At 58.3% G+C, this 20,094-nt stretch carries 18 protein-coding genes; 10 read left to right on the forward strand and 8 right to left on the reverse strand.

Annotation, left to right across the window (positions count from 1 at the left end; translation table 11 throughout):
- The first annotated feature begins 366 nt into the window (after nucleotides 1-366).
- Entirely contained in the window at nucleotides 367-738 is a 372-nt protein-coding gene (locus CQ012_RS04095) for a BlaI/MecI/CopY family transcriptional regulator (protein ID WP_066144398.1), read from the forward strand.
- Nucleotides 739-893: 155 nt separating this feature from the next.
- Here the strand turns inward: CQ012_RS04095 and CQ012_RS17990 are convergent, their stop codons facing one another.
- Nucleotides 894-1,073, reverse strand: a complete 180-nt coding sequence (locus CQ012_RS17990; protein ID WP_353615986.1) for a hypothetical protein — start codon at nucleotides 1,071-1,073, stop codon at nucleotides 894-896.
- On the opposite strand from CQ012_RS17990, the gene CQ012_RS04100 reads away from it, so the two are divergent.
- Nucleotides 996-1,724, forward strand: a complete 729-nt coding sequence (locus tag CQ012_RS04100) for a M56 family metallopeptidase (RefSeq protein ID WP_332727150.1) — start codon at nucleotides 996-998, stop codon at nucleotides 1,722-1,724. The genes CQ012_RS17990 and CQ012_RS04100 overlap by 78 nt on opposite strands.
- A 70-nt stretch (nucleotides 1,725-1,794) precedes the next feature.
- On the opposite strand, the gene CQ012_RS04105 is transcribed toward CQ012_RS04100, so the two are convergent.
- Nucleotides 1,795-3,903 (reverse strand): DNA gyrase/topoisomerase IV subunit B, encoded by a 2,109-nt coding sequence (locus tag CQ012_RS04105; protein ID WP_105656859.1) that lies wholly within the window; start codon nucleotides 3,901-3,903, stop codon nucleotides 1,795-1,797.
- Between the two features lie 221 nt (nucleotides 3,904-4,124).
- Between CQ012_RS04105 and CQ012_RS04110 the strand changes: the two genes are divergently transcribed.
- The gene (locus tag CQ012_RS04110) at nucleotides 4,125-4,349 is read left to right on the forward strand and encodes a DUF7455 domain-containing protein (protein WP_105656767.1); all 225 of its coding nucleotides are present in this window, start codon (nucleotides 4,125-4,127) and stop codon (nucleotides 4,347-4,349) included.
- A gap of 125 nt (nucleotides 4,350-4,474) precedes the next feature.
- Here CQ012_RS04110 and CQ012_RS04115 read toward each other — a convergent pair whose 3' ends face one another.
- The 4 genes from CQ012_RS04115 to CQ012_RS04130 all read right to left on the reverse strand — a co-directional run bounded on the left by CQ012_RS04115 (nucleotide 4,475) and on the right by CQ012_RS04130 (nucleotide 9,351).
- Nucleotides 4,475-5,686 carry an RNA polymerase sigma factor gene (locus tag CQ012_RS04115; RefSeq protein ID WP_105656768.1) on the reverse strand — a complete coding sequence of 404 codons (1,212 nt, stop codon included), beginning with the start codon at nucleotides 5,684-5,686 and terminating at the stop codon, nucleotides 4,475-4,477.
- A gap of 254 nt (nucleotides 5,687-5,940) precedes the next feature.
- Nucleotides 5,941-7,044 (reverse strand): DUF4192 family protein, encoded by a 1,104-nt coding sequence (locus CQ012_RS04120; protein ID WP_105656769.1) that lies wholly within the window; start codon nucleotides 7,042-7,044, stop codon nucleotides 5,941-5,943.
- An 85-nt stretch (nucleotides 7,045-7,129) separates the two neighbouring features.
- Nucleotides 7,130-8,392: an MFS transporter gene (locus tag CQ012_RS04125; RefSeq protein WP_105656770.1), complete on the reverse strand. Its 1,263-nt coding sequence runs from the start codon at nucleotides 8,390-8,392 to the stop codon at nucleotides 7,130-7,132.
- Nucleotides 8,389-9,351 (reverse strand): proteasome assembly chaperone family protein, encoded by a 963-nt coding sequence (locus tag CQ012_RS04130; RefSeq protein ID WP_105661472.1) that lies wholly within the window; start codon nucleotides 9,349-9,351, stop codon nucleotides 8,389-8,391. Before CQ012_RS04130 ends, CQ012_RS04125 begins: the two co-directional genes overlap by 4 nt.
- A gap of 254 nt (nucleotides 9,352-9,605) precedes the next feature.
- Here CQ012_RS04130 and CQ012_RS04135 point away from each other — a divergent pair, with 254 nt between their 5' ends.
- From CQ012_RS04135 to CQ012_RS04150, 4 genes are all read left to right on the forward strand, one after another.
- Nucleotides 9,606-11,120: a leucyl aminopeptidase gene (locus CQ012_RS04135; RefSeq protein ID WP_105661473.1), complete on the forward strand. Its 1,515-nt coding sequence runs from the start codon at nucleotides 9,606-9,608 to the stop codon at nucleotides 11,118-11,120.
- Between the two features lie 283 nt (nucleotides 11,121-11,403).
- Nucleotides 11,404-12,783: a dihydrolipoyl dehydrogenase gene (lpdA, locus tag CQ012_RS04140; RefSeq protein ID WP_105656773.1), complete on the forward strand. Its 1,380-nt coding sequence runs from the start codon at nucleotides 11,404-11,406 to the stop codon at nucleotides 12,781-12,783.
- A gap of 117 nt (nucleotides 12,784-12,900) precedes the next feature.
- Nucleotides 12,901-14,619: a 2-oxoglutarate dehydrogenase, E2 component, dihydrolipoamide succinyltransferase gene (sucB, locus tag CQ012_RS04145; RefSeq protein WP_105661474.1), complete on the forward strand. Its 1,719-nt coding sequence runs from the start codon at nucleotides 12,901-12,903 to the stop codon at nucleotides 14,617-14,619.
- Between the two features lie 111 nt (nucleotides 14,620-14,730).
- Nucleotides 14,731-15,081: a hypothetical protein gene (locus tag CQ012_RS04150; protein WP_105656775.1), complete on the forward strand. Its 351-nt coding sequence runs from the start codon at nucleotides 14,731-14,733 to the stop codon at nucleotides 15,079-15,081.
- A 78-nt stretch (nucleotides 15,082-15,159) separates the two neighbouring features.
- Here CQ012_RS04150 and CQ012_RS04155 read toward each other — a convergent pair whose 3' ends face one another.
- Complete coding sequence (locus tag CQ012_RS04155; RefSeq protein ID WP_146112907.1) at nucleotides 15,160-16,758, reverse strand: serine/threonine-protein kinase; 1,599 nt, start codon at nucleotides 16,756-16,758, stop codon at nucleotides 15,160-15,162.
- Between CQ012_RS04155 and lipB the strand changes: the two genes are divergently transcribed.
- From lipB to CQ012_RS04170, 3 genes are all read left to right on the forward strand, one after another.
- Nucleotides 16,750-17,424, forward strand: coding sequence for a lipoyl(octanoyl) transferase LipB (gene lipB, locus CQ012_RS04160; RefSeq protein WP_286134117.1), 675 nt, complete (start codon nucleotides 16,750-16,752; stop codon nucleotides 17,422-17,424). The genes CQ012_RS04155 and lipB overlap by 9 nt on opposite strands.
- 34 nt (nucleotides 17,425-17,458) lie before the next feature.
- A complete protein-coding gene (gene lipA / locus CQ012_RS04165) occupies nucleotides 17,459-18,457 on the forward strand; it encodes a lipoyl synthase (RefSeq protein ID WP_105656778.1) in 999 nt (332 codons plus the stop codon).
- A gap of 166 nt (nucleotides 18,458-18,623) precedes the next feature.
- Nucleotides 18,624-19,373, forward strand: a complete 750-nt coding sequence (locus CQ012_RS04170) for a DUF4191 domain-containing protein (RefSeq protein ID WP_105656779.1) — start codon at nucleotides 18,624-18,626, stop codon at nucleotides 19,371-19,373.
- A 70-nt stretch (nucleotides 19,374-19,443) separates the two neighbouring features.
- Here CQ012_RS04170 and CQ012_RS04175 read toward each other — a convergent pair whose 3' ends face one another.
- Nucleotides 19,444-19,881 carry an RDD family protein gene (locus tag CQ012_RS04175; protein WP_105656860.1) on the reverse strand — a complete coding sequence of 146 codons (438 nt, stop codon included), beginning with the start codon at nucleotides 19,879-19,881 and terminating at the stop codon, nucleotides 19,444-19,446.
- Nucleotides 19,882-20,094 lie beyond the last annotated feature (213 nt).

Here is a 20,094-nt window from a genome sequence, read left to right on the forward strand (position 1 = left end):
AATCACTTTTCTACGTTCCGTAGAAAAGTTCTCCAAGGCCACCATAGACGATTTCGACAGCGTGTAGAAATCGAGACGATAAGCAATTTCAGAAACTGGAAACTTCGCCAGTGCGCACGTGGGCGCAAATACTAAGCCTATTGACAGGGTTGTGTCTACGGTTCTTAAAAAACCCAAGTCAACAAGTTTCACCCGCGACATTCTCGCACCTCATTGCGAAACGGGTAAAGCATGTACTCACCCCTCTCTTTTACATGCCGTAGAAATATTGTGGAAAGATGGCTACAATTAAGAACCCAAGCAGTGTGCTTGCACTCCATGAGTCAAGCAACCGCGTCAAAACTAATGCAAGTGAGGTACGACCTAGTGGCCAGCCTTGGCGATCTGGAACGCTCCGTCATGGATCTTCTGTGGGATTCTGCAGAACCACTCACCGCGAATGACCTTCGTGATGATTTGGCGGCGCTTGGCACCGACGCGAAAGAACTCGCAGTCACTACGGTGCTGACTGTGCTAGCCCGTCTCGAAAAGAAGGGTTTGGTAGAGCGCGAGCGCACTACCCGCCCTCACCGGTACGCAGCTTCATCCTCCCGTGAGGATCACACCGTTGGACTGCTCAACGACGCCCTGGGCACCGCCCAGGACCGTGAAGCAGTCCTGGCACGATTCATCGGAGGCATCTCCCCCGACGAGGCAGCATCCCTGCGTGCTATCTTGGACTCAGTAAAGTCCGCATAATTTAGAAGAACTTCGGGGACTGAGTGCTTCTCACCTCATATTTCCTAGCGGCGTTGGCTATCGCATTGGCGTGGCCGACGCCGTTGGCTTTATCCAAGGCTAAATGGACCGCCCGCTCACCAGTGCAAGCGGTACTCCTTTGGCAAGCCATCGCATTAGGCGGTGGACTTTCCATGATCGGCTCGATGCTTGTCTGGGGCTTGGCCCCATTGGGCGATGACCTCATCTCCGCGCTTCATGGCGGCTGGCTCCTGATAATGGGAGATCCCAGTGTGCCCGACCCCGGCGAAGTGCACCTGTTCGCCTTGAGCGCAGCACTGCTCTTCGGATTTCACCTGGTATTAACCCTCATACGAGCGGCTTGGCGCATCTCTCGCCAACGAGCCAAGCACCGGCATCTGCTGCGCCTCTTGAGCAACCCGTCCCAGACGCGGCCAAATACCCTAGTGATTGATCACGACATGCCTGTTGCATATTGCGTGCCGGGGATTTCGCAATCGGTGACCGTGCTATCGCGCGGATTGCTCACCCAGCTCTCTGCCGAAGAGCAACAGGCGGTTATTGCCCATGAACGCTCCCATTTGGATCAACGGCATGATCTGCTGATCCTGGCATTCACGGCGTGGCACGAAGCATTGCCTTGGCTACCGACTTCACGCCTTGCCCTCGACGCAGTGCGCCAACTGATAGAAATGCTCGCCGACGACAAAGCACTGGAAAAGGTCAATAGGCACACTTTGCTCAAAGCCATTGTCACTGTCGCCACCGCCGCAGCAATGGATGATTCGTCGTCAAAGAATCATTCGTCCAGTGCCGGCCTAGTTGGCATGCCAGATGGTGAAGTCTCCTCCCGCCGGCTGCAACGCTTGCTCTCCCCGCAGGATCCGCTGGGCCGCCCGCAGCGCGCACTAGTGCTCCTGAGCACCATCATGTTGCTGATCTGCCCGACAGTCCTGCTCATCGCACCGCGGTTGCTGGACTGGTAGCACTCTCTTGGCGCAAACAGCGAAGTCCCTGGACCCCGTTAGGGCCAGGGACTTCGCCGTTTGCATTGCTCTAGACGTCGATACGATCTCGTTCAAGATCGTCGGCGCCGTCGATAATGAACTTCTTGCGAGGCGCTACGTCGGAGCCCATCAGCAGATCAAAGACCTCCTCGGCTGCCTGCGCATGCTCGATGCCGACACGGCGCAGCATACGATGACGCAGGTCCATGGTGGTTTCAGCCAGCTGGTCCGCGTCCATTTCGCCTAGGCCCTTATAGCGCTGGATCGGCTCCTTGTAGCGTCGGCCTTCCTTCTCCAAGTTGGCCAGCAGCTTGGTCATTTCCGCCTCAGAGTAGGTGTAGATAACCTCATTCTGCTTCGACCCCGGATTGATCACCTCAATGCGGTGCAGCGGCGGAACCGCTGCATAGACGCGACCGTGCTCGATCATGGGACGCATGTAGCGATAGAACAACGTCAACAGCAATGTCCGAATGTGCGCACCGTCAACATCAGCATCAGTCATCAAGATGATCTTGCCGTATCGGGCTTGCTCAATGTCGAAGCTGCGCCCCGAACCGGCCCCAATCACCTGGATCATCGCTGCGCACTCCGCGTTCGAGAGCATGTCCGAAATCGAGGCTTTTTGCACGTTGAGGATCTTGCCTCGAATTGGCAGCAGCGCCTGGTACTCGCTGGAGCGCGCGAGACGGGCAGTGCCCAATGCGCTGTCGCCCTCGACGATGAACAGTTCAGACTTTCCAACTTCCTTGCTGCGGCAATCGAGCAGTTTGGTTGGCAGCGAAGAAGACTCCAAAGCGGTCTTGCGACGCTGGGTTTCCTTGTGCATACGTGCCGACACGCGAGATTTCATCTCGTTGACGACCTTCTCCAGCAGCGTGGACGCTTCAGCCTTCTCGTTGCGCTTATTGGATCCCAGTCGGTCGTTGAGTGCCTTCTCCAGCACCTTGGAAACAATCTGGCGCACCTGCGGTGTACCCAAAATTTCCTTGGTCTGCCCTTCGAACTGCGGCTCTGCCAGTCGGACGGTCAGCACGGCAGTCATGCCCGCCAGCACGTCGTCCTTCTCCAGCTTGTCCTTCTGGCCGAACTTGAGCTTCCGCGCATTGGCCTCCACGTTCTTGCGGAAGGACTTGAGCATGGCCTGTTCGAAGCCGGCAGTATGCGTACCGCCCTTGGGGGTCGCAATGATATTCACGAAGCTGCGCAGCGAGGTTTCGTAGCCGATTCCCCAACGCACCGCGACGTCAACTTCGCAGACACGCTGCACATCTTCAATATGGCTGCGACCACTGCCATCGATGACCGGAACCTTTTCATGGAACGATCCGCTGCCATGGAAACGCCAGATGTCCGTGACCGGCGAGTCGCTGCTCAGATAGTCGACGAACTCGCTGATGCCGCCATCATGCTGGAACACTTCCTCATGAGGCCCGTCCGCACCCGGGGTATCCGGTAATCCACGTTCATCGCGCAGGGTGATGCGCAACCCAGGAACCAAGAAGGAGGTCTGGCGCGCTCGATCCTGCAAATCCTTATAGGAGAACTTCGCATCCGGGGTGAAGATATGGTTATCCGCCCAGTAGCGAATGCGCGTTCCAGTCACGCCCCGCTTGGCTTTGCCGATAACGCCCGGAGCCGTCGCCGTCTCATGAGCCTTGAAAGAAGCGTCCGCTTTCTTGCGGCCCTTATCGGTAAATTTGCCTGGCTCTCCACGACGGAACTGCAGGCCGTAGGTCTTGCCGCCGCGGTCAACTTCGACGTCCAAACGGGCCGACAAGGCGTTGACGACCGAGGCGCCCACGCCGTGCAGACCGCCCGAAGCACTGTAGGAGCCACCACCGAACTTGCCGCCAGCGTGCAGCTTGGTGAAGACAACTTCCAAACCGCTCAAGCCTGTCTTGGGTTCAACATCGACAGGAATGCCGCGGCCGTCATCCTGGACTTCAACGGAGCCGTCAGAGTGCAAGATGACGTCAATTGCCTGGCCGAAACCGCCCAGCGCTTCGTCAACTGAGTTATCGATGATCTCCCAGAGGCAATGCATCAAGCCACGGGAGTCGGTGGAGCCGATGTACATGCCTGGGCGCTTACGAACCGCTTCCAGGCCTTCCAAGACCGAAAGGTGCCGGGCGCTGTAATTGTCGGATGAAGCCACTGAGCTGTTGTCTCCTACTTGCATGAGAAAGTACGTCTTATTCCATATTCTAATCGTTAATGTGTTCGAATACCCGCTATTTTCCGGTGCTGCCCAGCACGCCGGTCTCCTATGACCTTATCCACATGCGCTACGCGGTGAGCGAAAGAACAGGCAAATCGGGATAGAGTCGGAGCCCAAGCTGGTTGTATAGAGTAACCATCAACTTTAGGAGGCTGGCAATGACTACTACGACCGCTAGTCGTGAACTGAACGCCCTCGACCGGTGCGACCGCTGCGGCGCACAGGCCTACGTGCGAGCCGTGCTGGCTTCGACAGGCGGTGAGTTGCTCTTCTGCGCTCACCATGCCCGCGATGTAGAACCGAAACTGCGTCCGCAGACTTCGGTCTGGCAGGATGAGTCCTCGCGACTCTATGAAAAGCCCAAGGTGGACGCCAACGACTAAACTCGTTGCCAGCCACTAATTCGAGAAGGTGACCCAATTCTGGGTCACCTTCTTCTTGCATTAACGGCAAATAAAAATGTGGCCAGCAGTTCAATGAATGAACTACTGGCCACATCCTCAGATTCTTAGTCTAGGTAATCGCGCAGTACCTGGGAACGCGATGGGTGACGAAGCTTGGACATCGTCTTGGACTCGATCTGGCGAATGCGTTCACGAGTCACACCGTAGACCTTGCCGATTTCATCCAAGGTCTTAGGCTGGCCATCGGTCAGGCCGAAGCGCATGGCCACCACGCCTGCTTCACGCTCTGAGAGCGTGTCGAGCACCGAGTGGAGCTGCTCCTGCAACAAGGTGAACGAAACTGCATCGGCTGGGACTACTGCTTCCGAGTCTTCAATGAGGTCACCGAATTCGGAGTCGCCGTCTTCACCCAATGGGGTGTGCAAGGAAATTGGTTCGCGACCATACTTCTGGACTTCGACAACCTTTTCAGGGGTCATGTCCAATTCCTTGGCCAGCTCTTCTGGGGTTGGTTCGCGGCCCAGGTCCTGGAGCATCTGGCGCTGGACACGTGCCAGCTTGTTGATGACTTCAACCATGTGCACTGGAATACGAATGGTACGTGCCTGGTCAGCCATGGCACGGGTAATTGCCTGGCGGATCCACCAGGTGGCGTAGGTCGAGAACTTGAAGCCCTTGGTGTAGTCGAATTTCTCCACTGCACGGATCAGGCCAAGGTTGCCTTCCTGGATCAGGTCCAGGAACAGCATGCCGCGGCCGGTGTAGCGCTTGGCCAGCGAAACTACGAGGCGAAGGTTGGCTTCCAGCAAGTGGTTCTTGGCGATCTTGCCGTCGTGGATGATCTGCTCATAGTCCCAGCGCAAGCGCTGGTCCATCGAGCCGTCGTCCTTTTCCAACTTGTCAGTTGCGAACAGGCCCGCTTCGATGCGCAGAGCCAAGTCAACTTCCTGCTCAGCGTTCAGCAGCGCGACCTTGCCGATCTGCTTCAGGTAATCCTTGACTGGGTCAGCGGTCGCTCCAGCGACCATGACCTGCTGCTGTGGAGCATCATCGTCACCGGTTGAAAGGGTGAAGCCCTTCGAATCATCGTCAGACTTCGAGTCCTTCGAATCGGTGCCTTGCTCAACATCGTCATCGGCGTCAGCCGACGCTCCGGTTGATTCGTCTTGCACTGCAGTTTCAGCAGCGACCTTTTTAGTCCGAGGCTTGGCCTTGGTAGCGCGCTTCTTCGCTGCAGGGGCGGCTGCCTCGACCTCGGCCGCTTCAACCTCGGCCTCAGTTGCTTTGCGATTAGCGTTCGTCTCAGAAGATGACACGAATAACCTTTCTAACGATGCGTTCCGGATGCACCTGCCGGTAACACCACTATGACCCTGTCAAGTCCGATGGCGTTTAATCATTGACTAAACACCGAGGGCTGGCACATTGATATCAACGCATCAAGCCCGCCTAATGTTCCCGAAATCCGGAGATTTCAAGACATAGGCAATTCGAACCTAACCGGGTCTGTTGTCCCATTATCCATGAATTGCCACCAGGACACCACTTGAGACACTCCGGCTGTTGCTGCTCAACTGAAACTAGCACGCCATGCCCGCAATTGGTCGGTCGCCCATTCTGGCATGATTCCATGGGACATCAGCTTTTGCAGCAGCCTGGCCAGCTCGTAATTCGGGTTTTCCTCGACCGCTCGCCCCAACAGGCACAACGCCATGGATCCCCTGCCTCGCGCCCACTCGATCCACGCAAGAATGCACAGCAGGGCCTGCCGCGCGTTGCCTTCAGCAACGCCGAGCAGGTCTCTGGCGACCAGCCACAACCGGTCAATCCTCTGCCAGTCCGGAGCATGCCAACCACGTCCCAGCAAATAGTTGGTCAACGGCGCGGCGGCAGCTTCGCGATCCCCGCGCATCACGCCGAACAGCACATCCAGTGATGCTTCAAGTCCTTGACCAGCCAGGTACGGAAGAAGGTCACGCACGATTTTCACTTCCAAGGAACCCAGTAGCAATGCGGCATGCTCATGCTCATCGTGAATCCAGGCCCGGGCTTCTGGCTCAGCTAGGTCCATGGTCTGCAGCCACGCTTCCAAGCAGTTGACGACGTTGTGCTGCTGATTCGAGATGATCTTCAGGATCTCAGCAGCCTGCGGCCATTGCGGGATTCCGCTACCGTCCCATGGAATATCCAACGGAGCCGACCCGGCGAAGACCAACGACAAATGCGTTTCGTTCGTTTCCACCGGGCGCACGGGCGTCGGCTCTGCGTAATCATCGGTCGCGTAGTTCCAGACCACACGATCCTGCCGGCACCAGCTGTGACGCAGCAAGACCTTTTTGCTTGTCAGCCCCTGCTCTAGCTGCGCGACCAGATCCGCGTAGGGAATCCCGGAGCCGGCCGACGTTCCTTCGGGCGCATAGACCACCAGAACCACCCCTTGGATATGGGGCATTCGTTCTAGCAGACTCAGCAGCTGCGCGGTCCACGTCCCAAGCTCTGCAGCCGTGTTTTCCTCGGGCAGATCAACTCGCAAGGTCGCTTCCAGATGGTCCTCGTCTATCAGCATCAGCACGGCCGAATTCTGAGGATAGAAACCTAGGGCATGGGGCACATACGCCAAGATGTCCTCGCAACTGGACAGCGAGAGAGGGTGGCGTTCCGGTGTAGTTGTCATGGCTCCACGGTGCAACGCTGCGCTTGGCGCATGAGGTCAGAGGCTGCGAGCTGTGGAGAACCTTTCGGATCGCCCCGGTGCGGGCTTACTGCTCGGCGAGGAAGCGGCGTGCCTTGCGGCGTTCAACGACCATGAACACCATACCGAGCAATGCCATGGCGAACTGGACTGACAGGGCCACGCGGAAGGCCTGAAGATTGTAGAGCTCGCCCACCGAGCCGTTGGCCTTATACAGCATGTCCATGATGAATCCGATGACGTAGATCGTGACAAAGGCACCTATGAACCCGCCGGTGTTCACCAGGCCGGTGGCCGTTCCCAGCACCTGCGGCGGGTTGAACGTTCGGGCGAAGTCGAAGCCGATTACGGAGGCCGGGCCACCGGCGGCAATGGCGATCATCAATAGCACCAGAATCCATAGCGGGGCCTGCCCTGGCCAGAATAGGACGACTGCCCACATCACCAGGATTGAGCCGACAATGCCCAGGGCAAAGTTGGAACGCTGGCTGGCATGGCGCGAGGTCAGGGCGCCGAGGATCGGTCCCACCACGATGGAAACGACAACGAACACCGCCATCAAGCCCGATGCCAGCGCACCGTCTATGCCTTGGCCTTCGACAAGGAAAGGATAGCCCCAGGTCATCATGAAGGTGTTGATCATGAATGCCGTGGAGAAGTGGGTCCAGAACCCCAAACGGGTTCCTGGCTGTTTCCAGGCCCGGGCGATCCGCGAGCCGGTCTCCTGCTCCCCCTGGCCGGACCCTTCCCAGGTCCTGCCATTGCGCACGAAAGCGATCGTGGTGATGAAGGTGGCAAAAGCGAAACCGGACATGACCGAGAACGCCGCGGACCAGCCGACGCCCAGCAAGATCATATGGAAAGGAAAGAGGCTGATGAGCTGGCCGAGCTGGCCGAAGGTACCGGTGAGCTGGGTCAGCACCGGGATTCGCGAGCCGGAGAACCATAGGGGCAACAGCTTGAGCACCGATACGAAGACCATCGCATCGCCCATGCCAACCATGACGCGCCCGGCCAACCCCATGGGGACGTTGACTGAAATCGCAAGGAACGCTTGACCTGCGGCCATCAGCAGGGCGCCGCAGGTAATCAGGATGCGCGGACCGAATTTATCCAGCAGCAGCCCTACGGGCACCTGCGCGCCGGCATAGACAACCAGCTGCACGACGGAGAAGGTCGCCAAAATCTGCGCGCTGGCATCAAATCGTTCGGTGGCTTGGATGCCAGCGACGCCGAAGCTGGTGCGCTGCGAAATTGCAGAAATGTAGGCAAGAATTGCGAAGCCGAAGACAACCCACGACTTTGGTGAATTCAGATGGGCCTGGCTCACTGGTCGTGATCACCTGGCAACGGTTCGATGTGACCGTTTTTCAACCAATCTTCAGTGTTCTCAATGGCCGCAAGGAAATGCTCGGCGCTGGCGCCCAATTCCTCGGCATCCGCCATCTGCTCGTCTTCATCCAGCAACAGCGAGCGCGGTTCATGCTCTTTGGCATGCGCATCGAACCGTTCTTCGAATCCCTCGACCATTTGGCGAACATCGCTATTGGTTTCAAGCTGTTCGGCTAGCTGCTGGTCGACCAGTCGACCTGCCTCACGCAGCTTGTCCGTTGGCAAAGCCAGCTTCAGTGCCGCTCCTACGTATTCCAGCGTCGCAACGGCAACGGCCGGGTACTCGGATTCGGCGAGGTAGTGCGGGGTGTGCAGGGAGTATCCCACGACATCACGGCCAGCTTCGCTCAGGCGAATTTCGAGCAGCGAGGCCAGACCTGCTGGCGATTCCACCGTAGGGCTCCACGTCGAGATGTTCTCGATCAGATCCTTGCGGTTTCCATGTGCGGTAACGCCTACCGGGCGGGTATGCGGCACCGGCATCGGCAACGATGCGGTCCCCACAACCAGCGATACGTTGAAGGCTTCAATGAAGGAATGCAGTTCCGCGATCACGCGTTCCCACTTCAAGTCGGGTTCTACACCGGTGAGGAACCAGAACTTGCGGTCCATCTCATCGGTCATCAGGTAGATCTCCATGCGTGGAGCCTGGTATCCAGCGAAGTGGTCACCCAGGAAAGAGACCCGCGGGCGCTGGGAGGTGTAGGCGATCAGCTCATCGGCGTCGAAAGTGGCGAAGAGCTCCGAGTCGAGGCGTCCGAAAAGCTCGTTGGAGACCTGCGAATGGTTATGCCCGGCATCGCTGATGCTCTTCAGCGAGACGAACATGCCAAGACCTTGAAGGCGCGAGTCATCCAAGTCGTCTGCGACCAGCGTCATCAACGATTCCTTGGACATTTTCTCCTCATTCAGGGTCGGCATCCGGCAAAGCGGGAGCGGCAACCATCGGCTGGGACTGCACTTCAAGTACAGATCAATGGTCCATCTTATCGCTACTTGGCTTTCGCTCGCTGTGAAGTAACGCACGATGACGCGGAACCTCGGATAACCTTGGGGTAGGAGACGCACAGCCCGCCGGCATGACCTGTTCCGGAAAACCACAGGGGCTGTCGCGACCTTAGACCCTACAAAGGCATAGAAGGAATGATTTTGTGATCAACTCCAGTGATCTCACTTTGAGCGCCATTGGCGCCGACATCAAGCGCAAGAGCGCTGACACCCTCATCCTGGGTGTACTCAAGAACGGCGAAAAGGTGTCCATCGCGGCATCCCCATTCACCGCCGAAACCACCACTTCCCTGGAGCATTCGCTTTCAGCTTTGGGCGTTGCCGGGAAGGCCGACGAAATCACCGCGCTGCCAGGCGTAGACGGTGCCAAGACCAAGACCTTGCAGTTCATCGGCCTGGGCGTTGACGAGCTAGCTGATCTGACCGAGGAGAAGCTGCGCCGTGCCGCCGGTTCGGCTGCCCGCCAGCTGAGCAACGCCAAGAGCGCCATTTTCGCCCTGCCTGCTGACAGCGTGGAGCGCGTGGCCGCCATCGCAGAAGGCATCGCGCTGGGCAGCTACCGCTACGAGAACCACCGTTCGAAGAAGAGCGAGAAGCCGGTACTGGCCGAAGCCCAGATCGTCACCTCGGTAGCGACATCCAAGGACCTGCCAGCAGTACTCAAGCGCGCTGCCATCCTGGGCCGCGCAGTACGCGGCACCCGCGATCTGATCAACGCCCCAGCCAACGTGCTGTACCCGGAGTCCTTCGCCGCAGCAGTGAAGGACCACTCCAAGTCCCTGCCGCTGAAGGTCACCATTTTCGACGAGAAGCGCCTTGCTAAGGACGGCTTCGGCGGCCTGATCGGTGTTGGCGGCGGTTCGGTTCGCCAGCCGCGCATGGTCAAGATCGAATACGCGCCGTCGAAGGCCGCCAAGCACATCGCCTTGATCGGCAAGGGCATTACCTTCGACACCGGTGGCACCTCGCTGAAGCCTGCTGCCGGCATGCACGCCATGAAGTCCGACATGTCCGGTGCCGCCGCGGTTTTCCAGACCGTTGCCGCAGTCGCCGAGCTTGGCCTGAATGTCAAGGTCACTGCATGGCTGTGCCTGGCAGAAAACATGCCTGGCGGCGCCTCGACCCGTCCGGGCGATGTGCTGACCATGTTCGGCGGCAAGACCGTTGAAGTGCTCAATACCGACGCCGAAGGCCGCTTGGTCATGGCCGATGGCCTGGCAGCTGCCAGCTTGGAGAAGCCGGATGTCATGATCGACATCGCTACGCTGACCGGCGCCCAGATGCTGGCCCTGGGCCTGCGCACCGCAGGTGTCATGGGCGACAAGCAGGTCGCCAGCGACTTGGTTGCCGTCTCGGACAAGGTGGGCGAATTGGCTTGGGCCATGCCGCTTCCGGAGGAGCTGCGCCCGTCCATCGAGTCGCAGGTTGCCGATCTGGCGAACATCGGTGAGCGCATGGGCGGCATGATGACTGCCGCCGTGTTCCTCGAAGAGTTTGTCGGTGAAGTGGACGGCAAGAAGATCCCTTGGGCCCACATCGACTTCGCTGGTCCTGCGTTCAACGAAGGCAGCGCCTGGGGCTACACTCCGAAGAACGGCACCGGCTCCCAGGTACGCACCCTGGTTGCCTACGCAGAGCAGCTCGCTGCAGCAAACTAGCCGCAGCAACGCAGGACTAATGGCAGTTCCTGTGTCCTGGAACTCATCCCGGTATCGCCAGAACTATCTGCACGATGCCGGGATGAGTTTAAAAATAAGAGACATACCTGACTTTTAATGCCCCGAAGGTGACTGCAACCATTGGACGGTACTAAGGTAAGTTTTGAAACATCACCGTGGATTAATGGTGCGCGCCCGCATGTGTCACGCTCCAGGAAGTCCACACCCGATCCCCTGGTCGGCCTAAGCCGGCCTCACTAAGCGAATACGAGGGAGCGTTCACGTGGCCGATTCGGCAGCAACGCAAGAATTTGATGTCCTCATCCTCGGCGGCGGATCCGCTGGATACTCGGCAGCATTGCGCGCCATCCAGCTGGGCTACACCGTTGGATTGATCGAGAAGGAAAAGCTGGGCGGCACCTGCCTGCACACCGGCTGCATCCCAACCAAGGCTTACCTGCACGCAGCAGAGCTGGCCGAGAACGCTCGCGAGGGTGCCAAGTTCGGCATCAACTCCTCGCTGGAGTCGATCGACCTGGCTGGCGTGCGCAAGTACAAGGAAGACATTGTTGCTGGAAAGCACAAGGGTCTCCAGGGCTTGCTGAAGATGAAGAAGGTCAACGTTATCACCGGTAACGGCCGACTGGTCTCCCAGGATTCCATCGATGTTGATGGCACCGTCTACAAGGGCAAGTACATCATCCTGGCTACCGGCTCCACCTCCAAGACCATGGGTCTGGAAATCGGCGGCCGCGTACTGACCAGCACCGAAGCACTGAACATGGAAGACCTGCCAAAGAGCGCCATCGTGCTCGGCGGCGGCGTCATCGGTGTCGAGTTCGCTTCCGTATGGAAGTCTTTCGGCGTCGACGTCACCATCGTCGAGGGCCTGCCTTCGCTGGTTCCGAACGAGGACCCAGCCATCATCAAGAACCTGGAGCGCGCTTTCAAGAAGCGCGGCATCAAGTTCAACACCGGCGTCTTCTTCGAGAAGGTCGAGCAGGATGCTAACGGTGCCAAGGTCTCCCTGGCTGACGGCAAGGTCCTGGAAGCAGAGATCGTTCTGGTTGCAGTGGGTCGCGGTCCGGTAACCGAGGGCCTCGGCTTCGAAGAGCAGGGCATCACCATTGACCGCGGCTTCGTGATCACCGATGAGCGCCTGCACACCGGCGTTGGCAACATCTACGCAATCGGCGACATCGTTCCAGGCGTACAGCTTGCACACCGCGGTTACCAGCATGGCCGCTTCGTAGCCGAGGAAATCCACGGCATGAAGCCAACCATCGTCGAGGACATCAACATCCCGAAGGTGACTTTCTGCGAGCCAGAGATCGCTTCCGTGGGCTACTCCGAGCCGAAGGCCAAGGAGAAGTTCGGTGCCGACCAGATTGAAACCACCGAGTACAACTTGGCTGGCAATGGCAAGTCCTCGATCCTGGGCACCAGCGGCATCATCAAGATGGTTCGCGTCAAGAACGGCCCAATCGTTGGCGTTCACGGCATCGGCGGCCGCATTGGCGAGCAGATCGGTGAAGCCCAGCTGATCGTGAACTGGGAAGCTTACCCAGAGGACGTATCGCAGCTGATCCACGCACACCCAACCCAGAACGAGTCCCTGGGCGAAGCCGCAATGGCTTTGGCCGGCGCCCCGCTGCACGGTTAATCACGCTTTGGTCATACAGGCAGCGCGTTAGTTCAACGCGCTGCCTGTATGCACTAGGCTCGGAGGCAACGCCTCCCACCACTTTTCAAGCTTTATAAAACAAGGAGATACGGGACGATGTCTGAAACCGTAAACCTACCCGCACTGGGTGAAAGCGTTACCGAAGGTACGGTAACCCGCTGGCTGAAGCAGGTCGGCGACCGTGTAGAGGTAGACGAGCCGTTGGTGGAAGTTTCCACCGACAAGGTTGACACTGAAGTTCCTTCGCCGGTTGCCGGCATCATCGAGGAAATCTTCGTAGCCGAAGACGAGGACGCTGAAGTTGGCGCCCCACTGGTTCGCATTGGCGATGGCTCCGGCGCTGGCGAAGCTGCACCAGCAGCTCCGGCCGCTGAAGAAGCACCTGACGAACCAGCCGCTGAAGAAGCACCAGCAGCACCTGCAGCCGAAGAAGCTCCAGCAGCTGCACCAGCCGCCGGCGCTGCTTCAGGCACCGAAGTGACCCTTCCAGCTCTGGGCGAGTCGGTTACCGAAGGTACCGTCACCCGTTGGCTGAAGGAAGTTGGCGAGGAAGTCTCCGTCGACGAGCCACTGCTTGAGGTTTCCACCGACAAGGTTGACACCGAAGTTCCTTCCCCCGTTGCAGGTACCCTGCTGGAAATTCGCGTTCCAGAAGATGAGACCGCTGAAGTTGGCGCTGTTCTGGCTGTTATCGGTGCAGCTGGCGCTGCTCCAGCTGCCGCCCCAGCCAAGGAAGAAGCACCAGCTGCTGCTCCGGCTCCTGCAAAGGAAGAGGCTCCGGCCGCTCCGGCTCCCGCTAAGGAAGAGGCACCTGCCGCTCCGGCCGCTCCCGCTCCTGCAAAGGAAGAGGCACCGGCTGCTGAGGCAACCAATGAGTCCGGCTACGTCACCCCACTGGTCCGCCGCTTGGCTAACCAGCACAGCATCGACATTGCTTCGGTGAAGGGTACCGGCGTTGGCGGTCGCATCCGCAAGCAGGATGTCTTGGACGCTGTTGCCGCCCAGGAAGCTGCTGCACCAGCTGCCGCCCCTGCTGCCGCCCCTGCTCCTGCCGCCGCGAAGCCAGCTGCTCCTGCAGTTGAGGTTTCCTCGCTGCGCGGCACCGAGGAGAAGGCTCCACGTATCCGCCAGGTCATCGCTCGCCGCATGCGCGAATCCCTGGACGTATCGACTCAGCTGACCCAGGTCCACGAGATCGATATGACCCGCATCGTGAAGCTGCGTGCTTCGGCAAAGGCCAACTTCAAGGCCACCAACGGCGTGAACCTCACTTACTTGCCATTCATCGCCAAGGCTGTTGCCGAGGGCCTGAAGGCACACCCTAAGTTGAACGCCGAGTACAACGAAGAGACCCAGAAGATCACCTACCACAATGCCGAGCACTTGGCATTCGCAGTCGACACCGACAAGGGCCTGCTGGTTCCTGTTGTATCGAACGCTGGCGATCTGAACCTGGCTGGCATGGCTTCGCGTATCGCTGATGTTGCTGCACGCACCCGCAGCAACAAGATCGGTCCGGATGAGCTCTCCGGTGGCACCTTCTCGATCACCAACATCGGTTCGGTTGGCGCACTGTTCGACACCCCGATCATCAACCAGCCACAGGTAGCCATCCTGGGCACCGGTGCGATCGTGAAGCGTCCAATGGTCGTTACCGACGCAGAGGGCAACGATTCGATTGCCATCCGCCACATGATGTACCTGTGCCTGACCTACGATCACCGTCTGGTAGACGGTGCCGATGCAGGCCGCTTCCTGCAGACCGTCAAGGCTCGCCTTGAAGGCGGCGCTTTCGAAGGCGAACTGGGACTGTAAAGATCCAGCTTTCGCTTTCGCAGCCTAGGTAGATAATCGCCCCTGTCGTTGGTTCGACAGGGGCGATTCTGCGTTTTCTACGATCAGTCGAAAATAGATTAGGCTAGCATCATGACTATTCTTCTTTCAATCCTGATTTTCGTGCATATCTTGGGTGCAGCAGCTATCTTCGGCGGCTGGCTTGCTAATTTCAAGACTCCAACCGTCTCCGTATGGCAGTGGTATGGCGCTATCGTTCAGGTCGTAACGGGTCTGGCCATGGTCGGTATTCTCGAGGCTGGCGACGGTTCGCCAAACCACATGAAGATTGGAATCAAGTCGCTGATTGCAATCATTATCTTGGTGGCAGCGTTCCTTGGCCGGAAGAAGATGAAGAACGGCGAGGAAGTTCCTACGGGGATCGCTCACGCCGTGGGTGGCATGGCCTTGATCAACATCGCCATCGCGGTACTCTGGAACTAATCAGCATTAGCATTGACGGCGGGAGCCGCAACCATCAGCTTGGAGCAAGCTGTGGTTGCACCTCCCGCCGTTTCGCTTTTAACGGCGCAATACCTTGCCAATTTTCCAGCGCTCGTCTTCCAGCACTAGTTCCACTTCGATGCGTTGCGGCTGCGCGGTCTGGACGGCGTGAACCGTGGCTCCGCGGGCATCCACGTAGCGGTATTCCTCTTGGGTAGAAGTGGCAGCAAGAATGACAGAGTCCCCCTGCCCACGCGCCGATACCGTGACGTCCGTGAGTCTCGTGCGCAATCCCGCAAATTCCAAACCCATTTTCCGAAGCTGATCGATTGTTTCGAGATCTCGTTGCAGCTGCTCCGCTCCTGAAGTGTAGAGCCCCTTGAGCTTCTCCCCCGCCAGCTGCCCCATCGCTTCATCGCGCTCTCTTGAAAGCGCGAGGAATGCAGAGATCACGGTGTCCCGATTCAAGGCACAAGCTGGAACGTGCGCCCCGTCTTCAATTCTGCAGCTTTGCTCTGCTGACGGTACTGCCGTAGCCGCAGTCGTTTCGGTGGCCACAGCCGCACGGAAATGATTGACGCCCACGAGGCTCCCGATAATAACCAAGGAGCCCAGTGCTGCGGCACCGGCCAATTTCACGGCCCCGGGGGTCCGGCGCAATCGATGGCTATGCCAGGAGTCATCGCGGCTGGGGCTTCGCTGCCTGCTTGCGGTATCGGCCTGGCGCTTGAAGCGCTTGTGCGCAGCATTCTGTTCCGCGGATGGATGGATGGTCTCCATCAGATGAGTAGCTTCTGGAGCTACATGCCCTTCCCAGCTGATGGGCTCTGCCGGACAGCTTGCGAACAACGTTCGAGCAAACTGATCTGCGGTCGGTCGTGCTTGCGGATCTGGATTCAGCGAATCGATCAACAGTTCATGAATGATCGAAGGGATTCCGGGGAACATCACGCTTGCCGGTGGACGCATCAGTTCCTCTTCGGGAATCCGTCCGGATAGGAGAAACCACAAGCAGGCGCCCAGCGAAAACACGTCCTGCTCTCCAACTTGGCTTTCCCGTACCCCGGCCTGCATTTCAGGGGCCATGAATCCTGGCGTACCGGAGCCGGTGAGCGCCTGCCGTGCTGAAGCTGATTCCTGGAAGTCAATGATCTTCGGCATTCCCTTGGCAGTGAGCAATATATTGGCCGGCGATAAGTCTCCATGGCGTTGGCCCTGCGCATGCATCACCGAAAGCGTCTGCGCGATGGGTGCCAGCGCGGTCACGCACTCCCCCAGGCCAAAGGCGCTTCGACTTGCCACAAGATCAGCCACGCTGCCACCGGGGCAATATTCCATAGCCAGCCCCTCGCCCAATTGTGTCGACAGGGTTCCGTAGAAATCAACGACATATTTCCTTGACTGCTTTACCTGCTCTTGGCGAAGCGAAGTGATGTTTTCCATAGTCAGGCTAAGTTTTAGCGTGAGGTACAACTGGTCGCTTTCCCTCCGGATCAGCCAAACTTTACACGGTGACTTGGAACTTAGCGGCCTTACCGTGACATGCCCGGGGCTTGTCGGCCACGCTAGAACATTCGTAGAATCATCCATGACTCCGTTGTAACCCAGAATCGTAAATTGCAAGCTGGATATCCACAGATGGGTTCGACGGCTCTGAATTAGCGACCGATCGTTCAAGAGCGTAGGCTAGCCGTCATGGCGATCGAATTCGAACGAGTCGGACTAGGCTCAAAATTTGTGCCCTACATGGAAGCTTGGGATTACCAAATCCAACTGCATGATGCGGTAGCCGCGGACACGCAAACCCCAAAAGTCCTGTTCCTGGAGCACGAAGCGGTTTACACCGCAGGCAAGCGAACTGAACCTGAAGATCTCCCGATGGACGGGACCCCCGTGGTGGATGTGGATCGCGGTGGAAAGTTGACCTGGCATGGCCCGGGACAGCTCATTGGCTACCCCATCGTCAAGCTACGCAAGATCAGCGCAATCCGACTTTACGTGGAGACCTTGGAAGAAGCCCTGATTAACGTGGTCAGCGAGCTAGGCATTCCGACGGCCCAGATCAAGGGCCGCTCCGGGGTCTGGGTACCGGGCAAAGATGGCGCTCAGGACCGCAAAATCGCAGCAATTGGAATCCGCATCAACCACGGTGTCACCATGCACGGTTTCGCATTGAACTGCTCTAACGCGCTTTCCGCCTACGAACAGATCATCCCCTGCGGCATCTCCGATGCAGGTGTCACCACCATTTCCGAAGAACTCGGCCGTACCGTCACCCCCGAAGACGTCGTTGACCGCGTACAAACCGAAATAGAGCGTCTGCTCACCCCTCAAGTCGTCTAGACAGTCACGCCCTCACCAAAGAAAGAGCTGTTTAATGAGCGTCGAACCAGAAGGCCGCCGTATGCTGCGCGTAGAAAAGCGCAACGCTGCCGTACCTGTGGAGCGTAAGCCAGAATGGATCAAGGCCAAGTTGAGCATTGGCCCTGAATACGTTGGCCTGAAAAATCTCGTACAGAGCGAAGGCTTGCATACGGTCTGCGAAGAAGCAGGCTGCCCGAACATCTTCGAGTGCTGGGAAGACCGCGAGGCTTCCTTCCTGATCGGCGGTTCAGAGTGCACCCGCCGTTGCGACTTCTGCCAGATCGCCACCGGCAAGCCCTTGGCAATTGACCGCTCAGAGCCATTCAAGGTCGCCATGAGCGTGAAGAAGATGGATCTGCGCTACGCCACCGTAACCGGCGTCGCCCGTGATGACCTCGAAGACGAGGGCACCTGGCTGTATGCCGAGACTGTGCGGCAGATCCACAAGATGAATCCAAGCACCGGCGTAGAGCTGCTGATCCCCGATTTCAGCGGCAAGCCGGAGAACCTGGATACCATCTGCGATTCGGAGCCAGAAGTCTACGCCCACAACGTAGAGACTGTGCCTCGCCTGTTCAAGCGCATCCGCCCGGCTTTCCGTTACGAGCGTTCCATGGATGTGATCACCCATGGCCGCAAGCGTGGCTTGATCACCAAGTCCAACCTGATTCTGGGTATGGGCGAAACTCGAGAAGAAATTTCCGAGGCCATGCGTGATCTCCATGAGGCAGGCTGCGATCTGCTGACTTTGACCCAGTACCTGCGCCCAACCGACCTGCATCTGCCAGTCGACCGCTGGGTCACCCCGCAGGAGTTCCTGGAGCTTCAGCAAGAAGCCGAAGAACTCGGCTTTGCCGGAGTCATGGCGGGGCCACTGGTCCGTTCTTCCTACCGCGCTGGCCGCCTGTGGGCCGGCGCCATGCGCAAGAAGGGCCGCGAAATCCCAGAGGCATTGGCACATATCGAGTCCTCGGGCAACACGCGCCAGGAAGCAGCTTCGCTGATCAAGTAGCTCGGTCCAGTGGACCCCACGGCTAAGGCCCCGGAACTCCTGATGGAATCCATCGAGGGTTCCGGGGCTTTCCCACTGCCCGTCCATGGGCAATTCAGCTGAAAATGCCGTGTTGGATCCGGCTCGGCTTAGAACTATCAACTTCATCGCGTAGAATTAAGGCACTATGGCCAAAAACTCCGACAACGACGCAGCCGCGCCTAAGCGTGGCTTGTTTTCGCGTAAACCAAAAGCTGAGAAGAAGAACAAAGAACCGGGCCGCCTGAAGCAAATTGGCCAGGTCTTCCAGATGACTCGCCGCAATGACCCGATGGTCGTGTGGTGGATGGCATTGGCAGCCTTGGCCGTCATTGCTGTCTGCTTGGTCATCGGCTTCTTGATCAAAAACTGGATCACGATGTTGATCATCGCAATCCCGCTGGCGCTCCTTGCTGCAATGTTCGTGATGTCCCGCCGCGCAGAGAAAGCTGCGTTCTCGCAGCTTGAGGGCCGCCCCGGCGCTGCCGGCGCCGCCATGAGTGTGCTGCGTCGCGGCTGGATCCTGAAGCAGGAACCAGTTGCCTACAACCGCCACCAGGATCTGGTGTTCCTCGGTATCGGTCGCCCGGGCATCGTCCTGGTCACTGAGGGACCAAAGAGCCGGGTTCGTGAGCTTGCCTCTTCCGAGCGCAAGCGCATCGCCCGCGTTCTGCCGAACGTTCCCGTGCACATCATCAACGCTGGTTCCGAAGAAGGCCAGACTCCGTTGGCTGAAGTCGGCAAGGCAATGAAGAAGCTTCCAAAGTCGATTACGAAGCTGGAAGTCAGCGCAATCGACAAGCGCTTGAGCACTTTGACCGCGAATCGTCTGCCTATCCCCAAGGGCGTAGACCCGAACCGCGTCCGTCCAAACCGCCGCGCTACGCGCGGACGCTAAAGACAACTACTAAAGAAGCCGCAACTGGAATTTCTAGTTGCGGCTTCTTTCTTGCTGTCCGGATCTATTGCTAGGAGATATTCACCAGGATGGTCTTGGGCAAACGATCATGCAGTCCACGCTGGTCCTTGTCGGTGACGAAGGCCGGAATAGCCAGGCAAAGCAGCAAGGAACGAATCAGGCCTTGGAACGGCTTGATTGCGGTTCCATCCAGCGACTGCACCTGCATTCCAAAGGTACGGTGCCCGATCGTGTGCCCGGTGAACCCGACACCGATGATCTGCCCGGCGCAGAACAGGCTCAATGTTGCCAGATCGTGGCTGTCAAACAGCCACCAGCTCAGCAGCATCGAGAGCCCCCAGTCCAAGAGCAGTGCACCGACCCGTCGCGGGAATCTGGCAATGGAGCCGGGGCCCTTCTCGGGGCGCCCCATATCCTGCCCGGGCCATTGTTGCGTATTATGCTGCGGCGGCCCTTCAAGCCACGAGCTGAAGTCTTTTCTTTCCACCAATACAGTCTATCCAGCGATTCTGTGCGCCAGTTAGAACGCGATAACCAGGTAGCAAGTATCCAAGTCAGATTGTTACAGCAGGCAATCAGCGCAGATCAGCGCGATACGACACGCCCGGATTCTCCGCTTGTAACAGGTTGGAAACAATAGAGACACCATTCAGAAATGGATTATAGGTAAGCTTGATACGTAAGCAAGAGGACCAGCCGG

This window comes from Arthrobacter sp. MYb214, from assembly GCF_002979865.1.
Lineage (GTDB): Bacteria > Actinomycetota > Actinomycetes > Actinomycetales > Micrococcaceae > Glutamicibacter.

Bases quoted from the DNA above. Each gene is read 5' to 3' on its own strand.
- CQ012_RS04100 (WP_332727150.1), top strand. From the start codon at position 996: ATGGGAGATCCCAGTGTGCCCGACCCCGGCGAAGTGCACCTGTTCGCC.
- CQ012_RS04110 (WP_105656767.1), top strand. From the start codon at position 4,125: ATGACTACTACGACCGCTAGTCGTGAACTGAACGCCCTCGACCGGTGC.
- CQ012_RS04120 (WP_105656769.1), bottom strand. From the start codon at position 7,044: ATGACAACTACACCGGAACGCCACCCTCTCTCGCTGTCCAGTTGCGAG.
- CQ012_RS04130 (WP_105661472.1), bottom strand. From the start codon at position 9,351: ATGTCCAAGGAATCGTTGATGACGCTGGTCGCAGACGACTTGGATGAC.
- sucB (WP_105661474.1), top strand. From the start codon at position 12,901: ATGTCTGAAACCGTAAACCTACCCGCACTGGGTGAAAGCGTTACCGAA.
- CQ012_RS04150 (WP_105656775.1), top strand. From the start codon at position 14,731: ATGACTATTCTTCTTTCAATCCTGATTTTCGTGCATATCTTGGGTGCA.
- lipA (WP_105656778.1), top strand. From the start codon at position 17,459: ATGAGCGTCGAACCAGAAGGCCGCCGTATGCTGCGCGTAGAAAAGCGC.
- CQ012_RS04170 (WP_105656779.1), top strand. From the start codon at position 18,624: ATGGCCAAAAACTCCGACAACGACGCAGCCGCGCCTAAGCGTGGCTTG.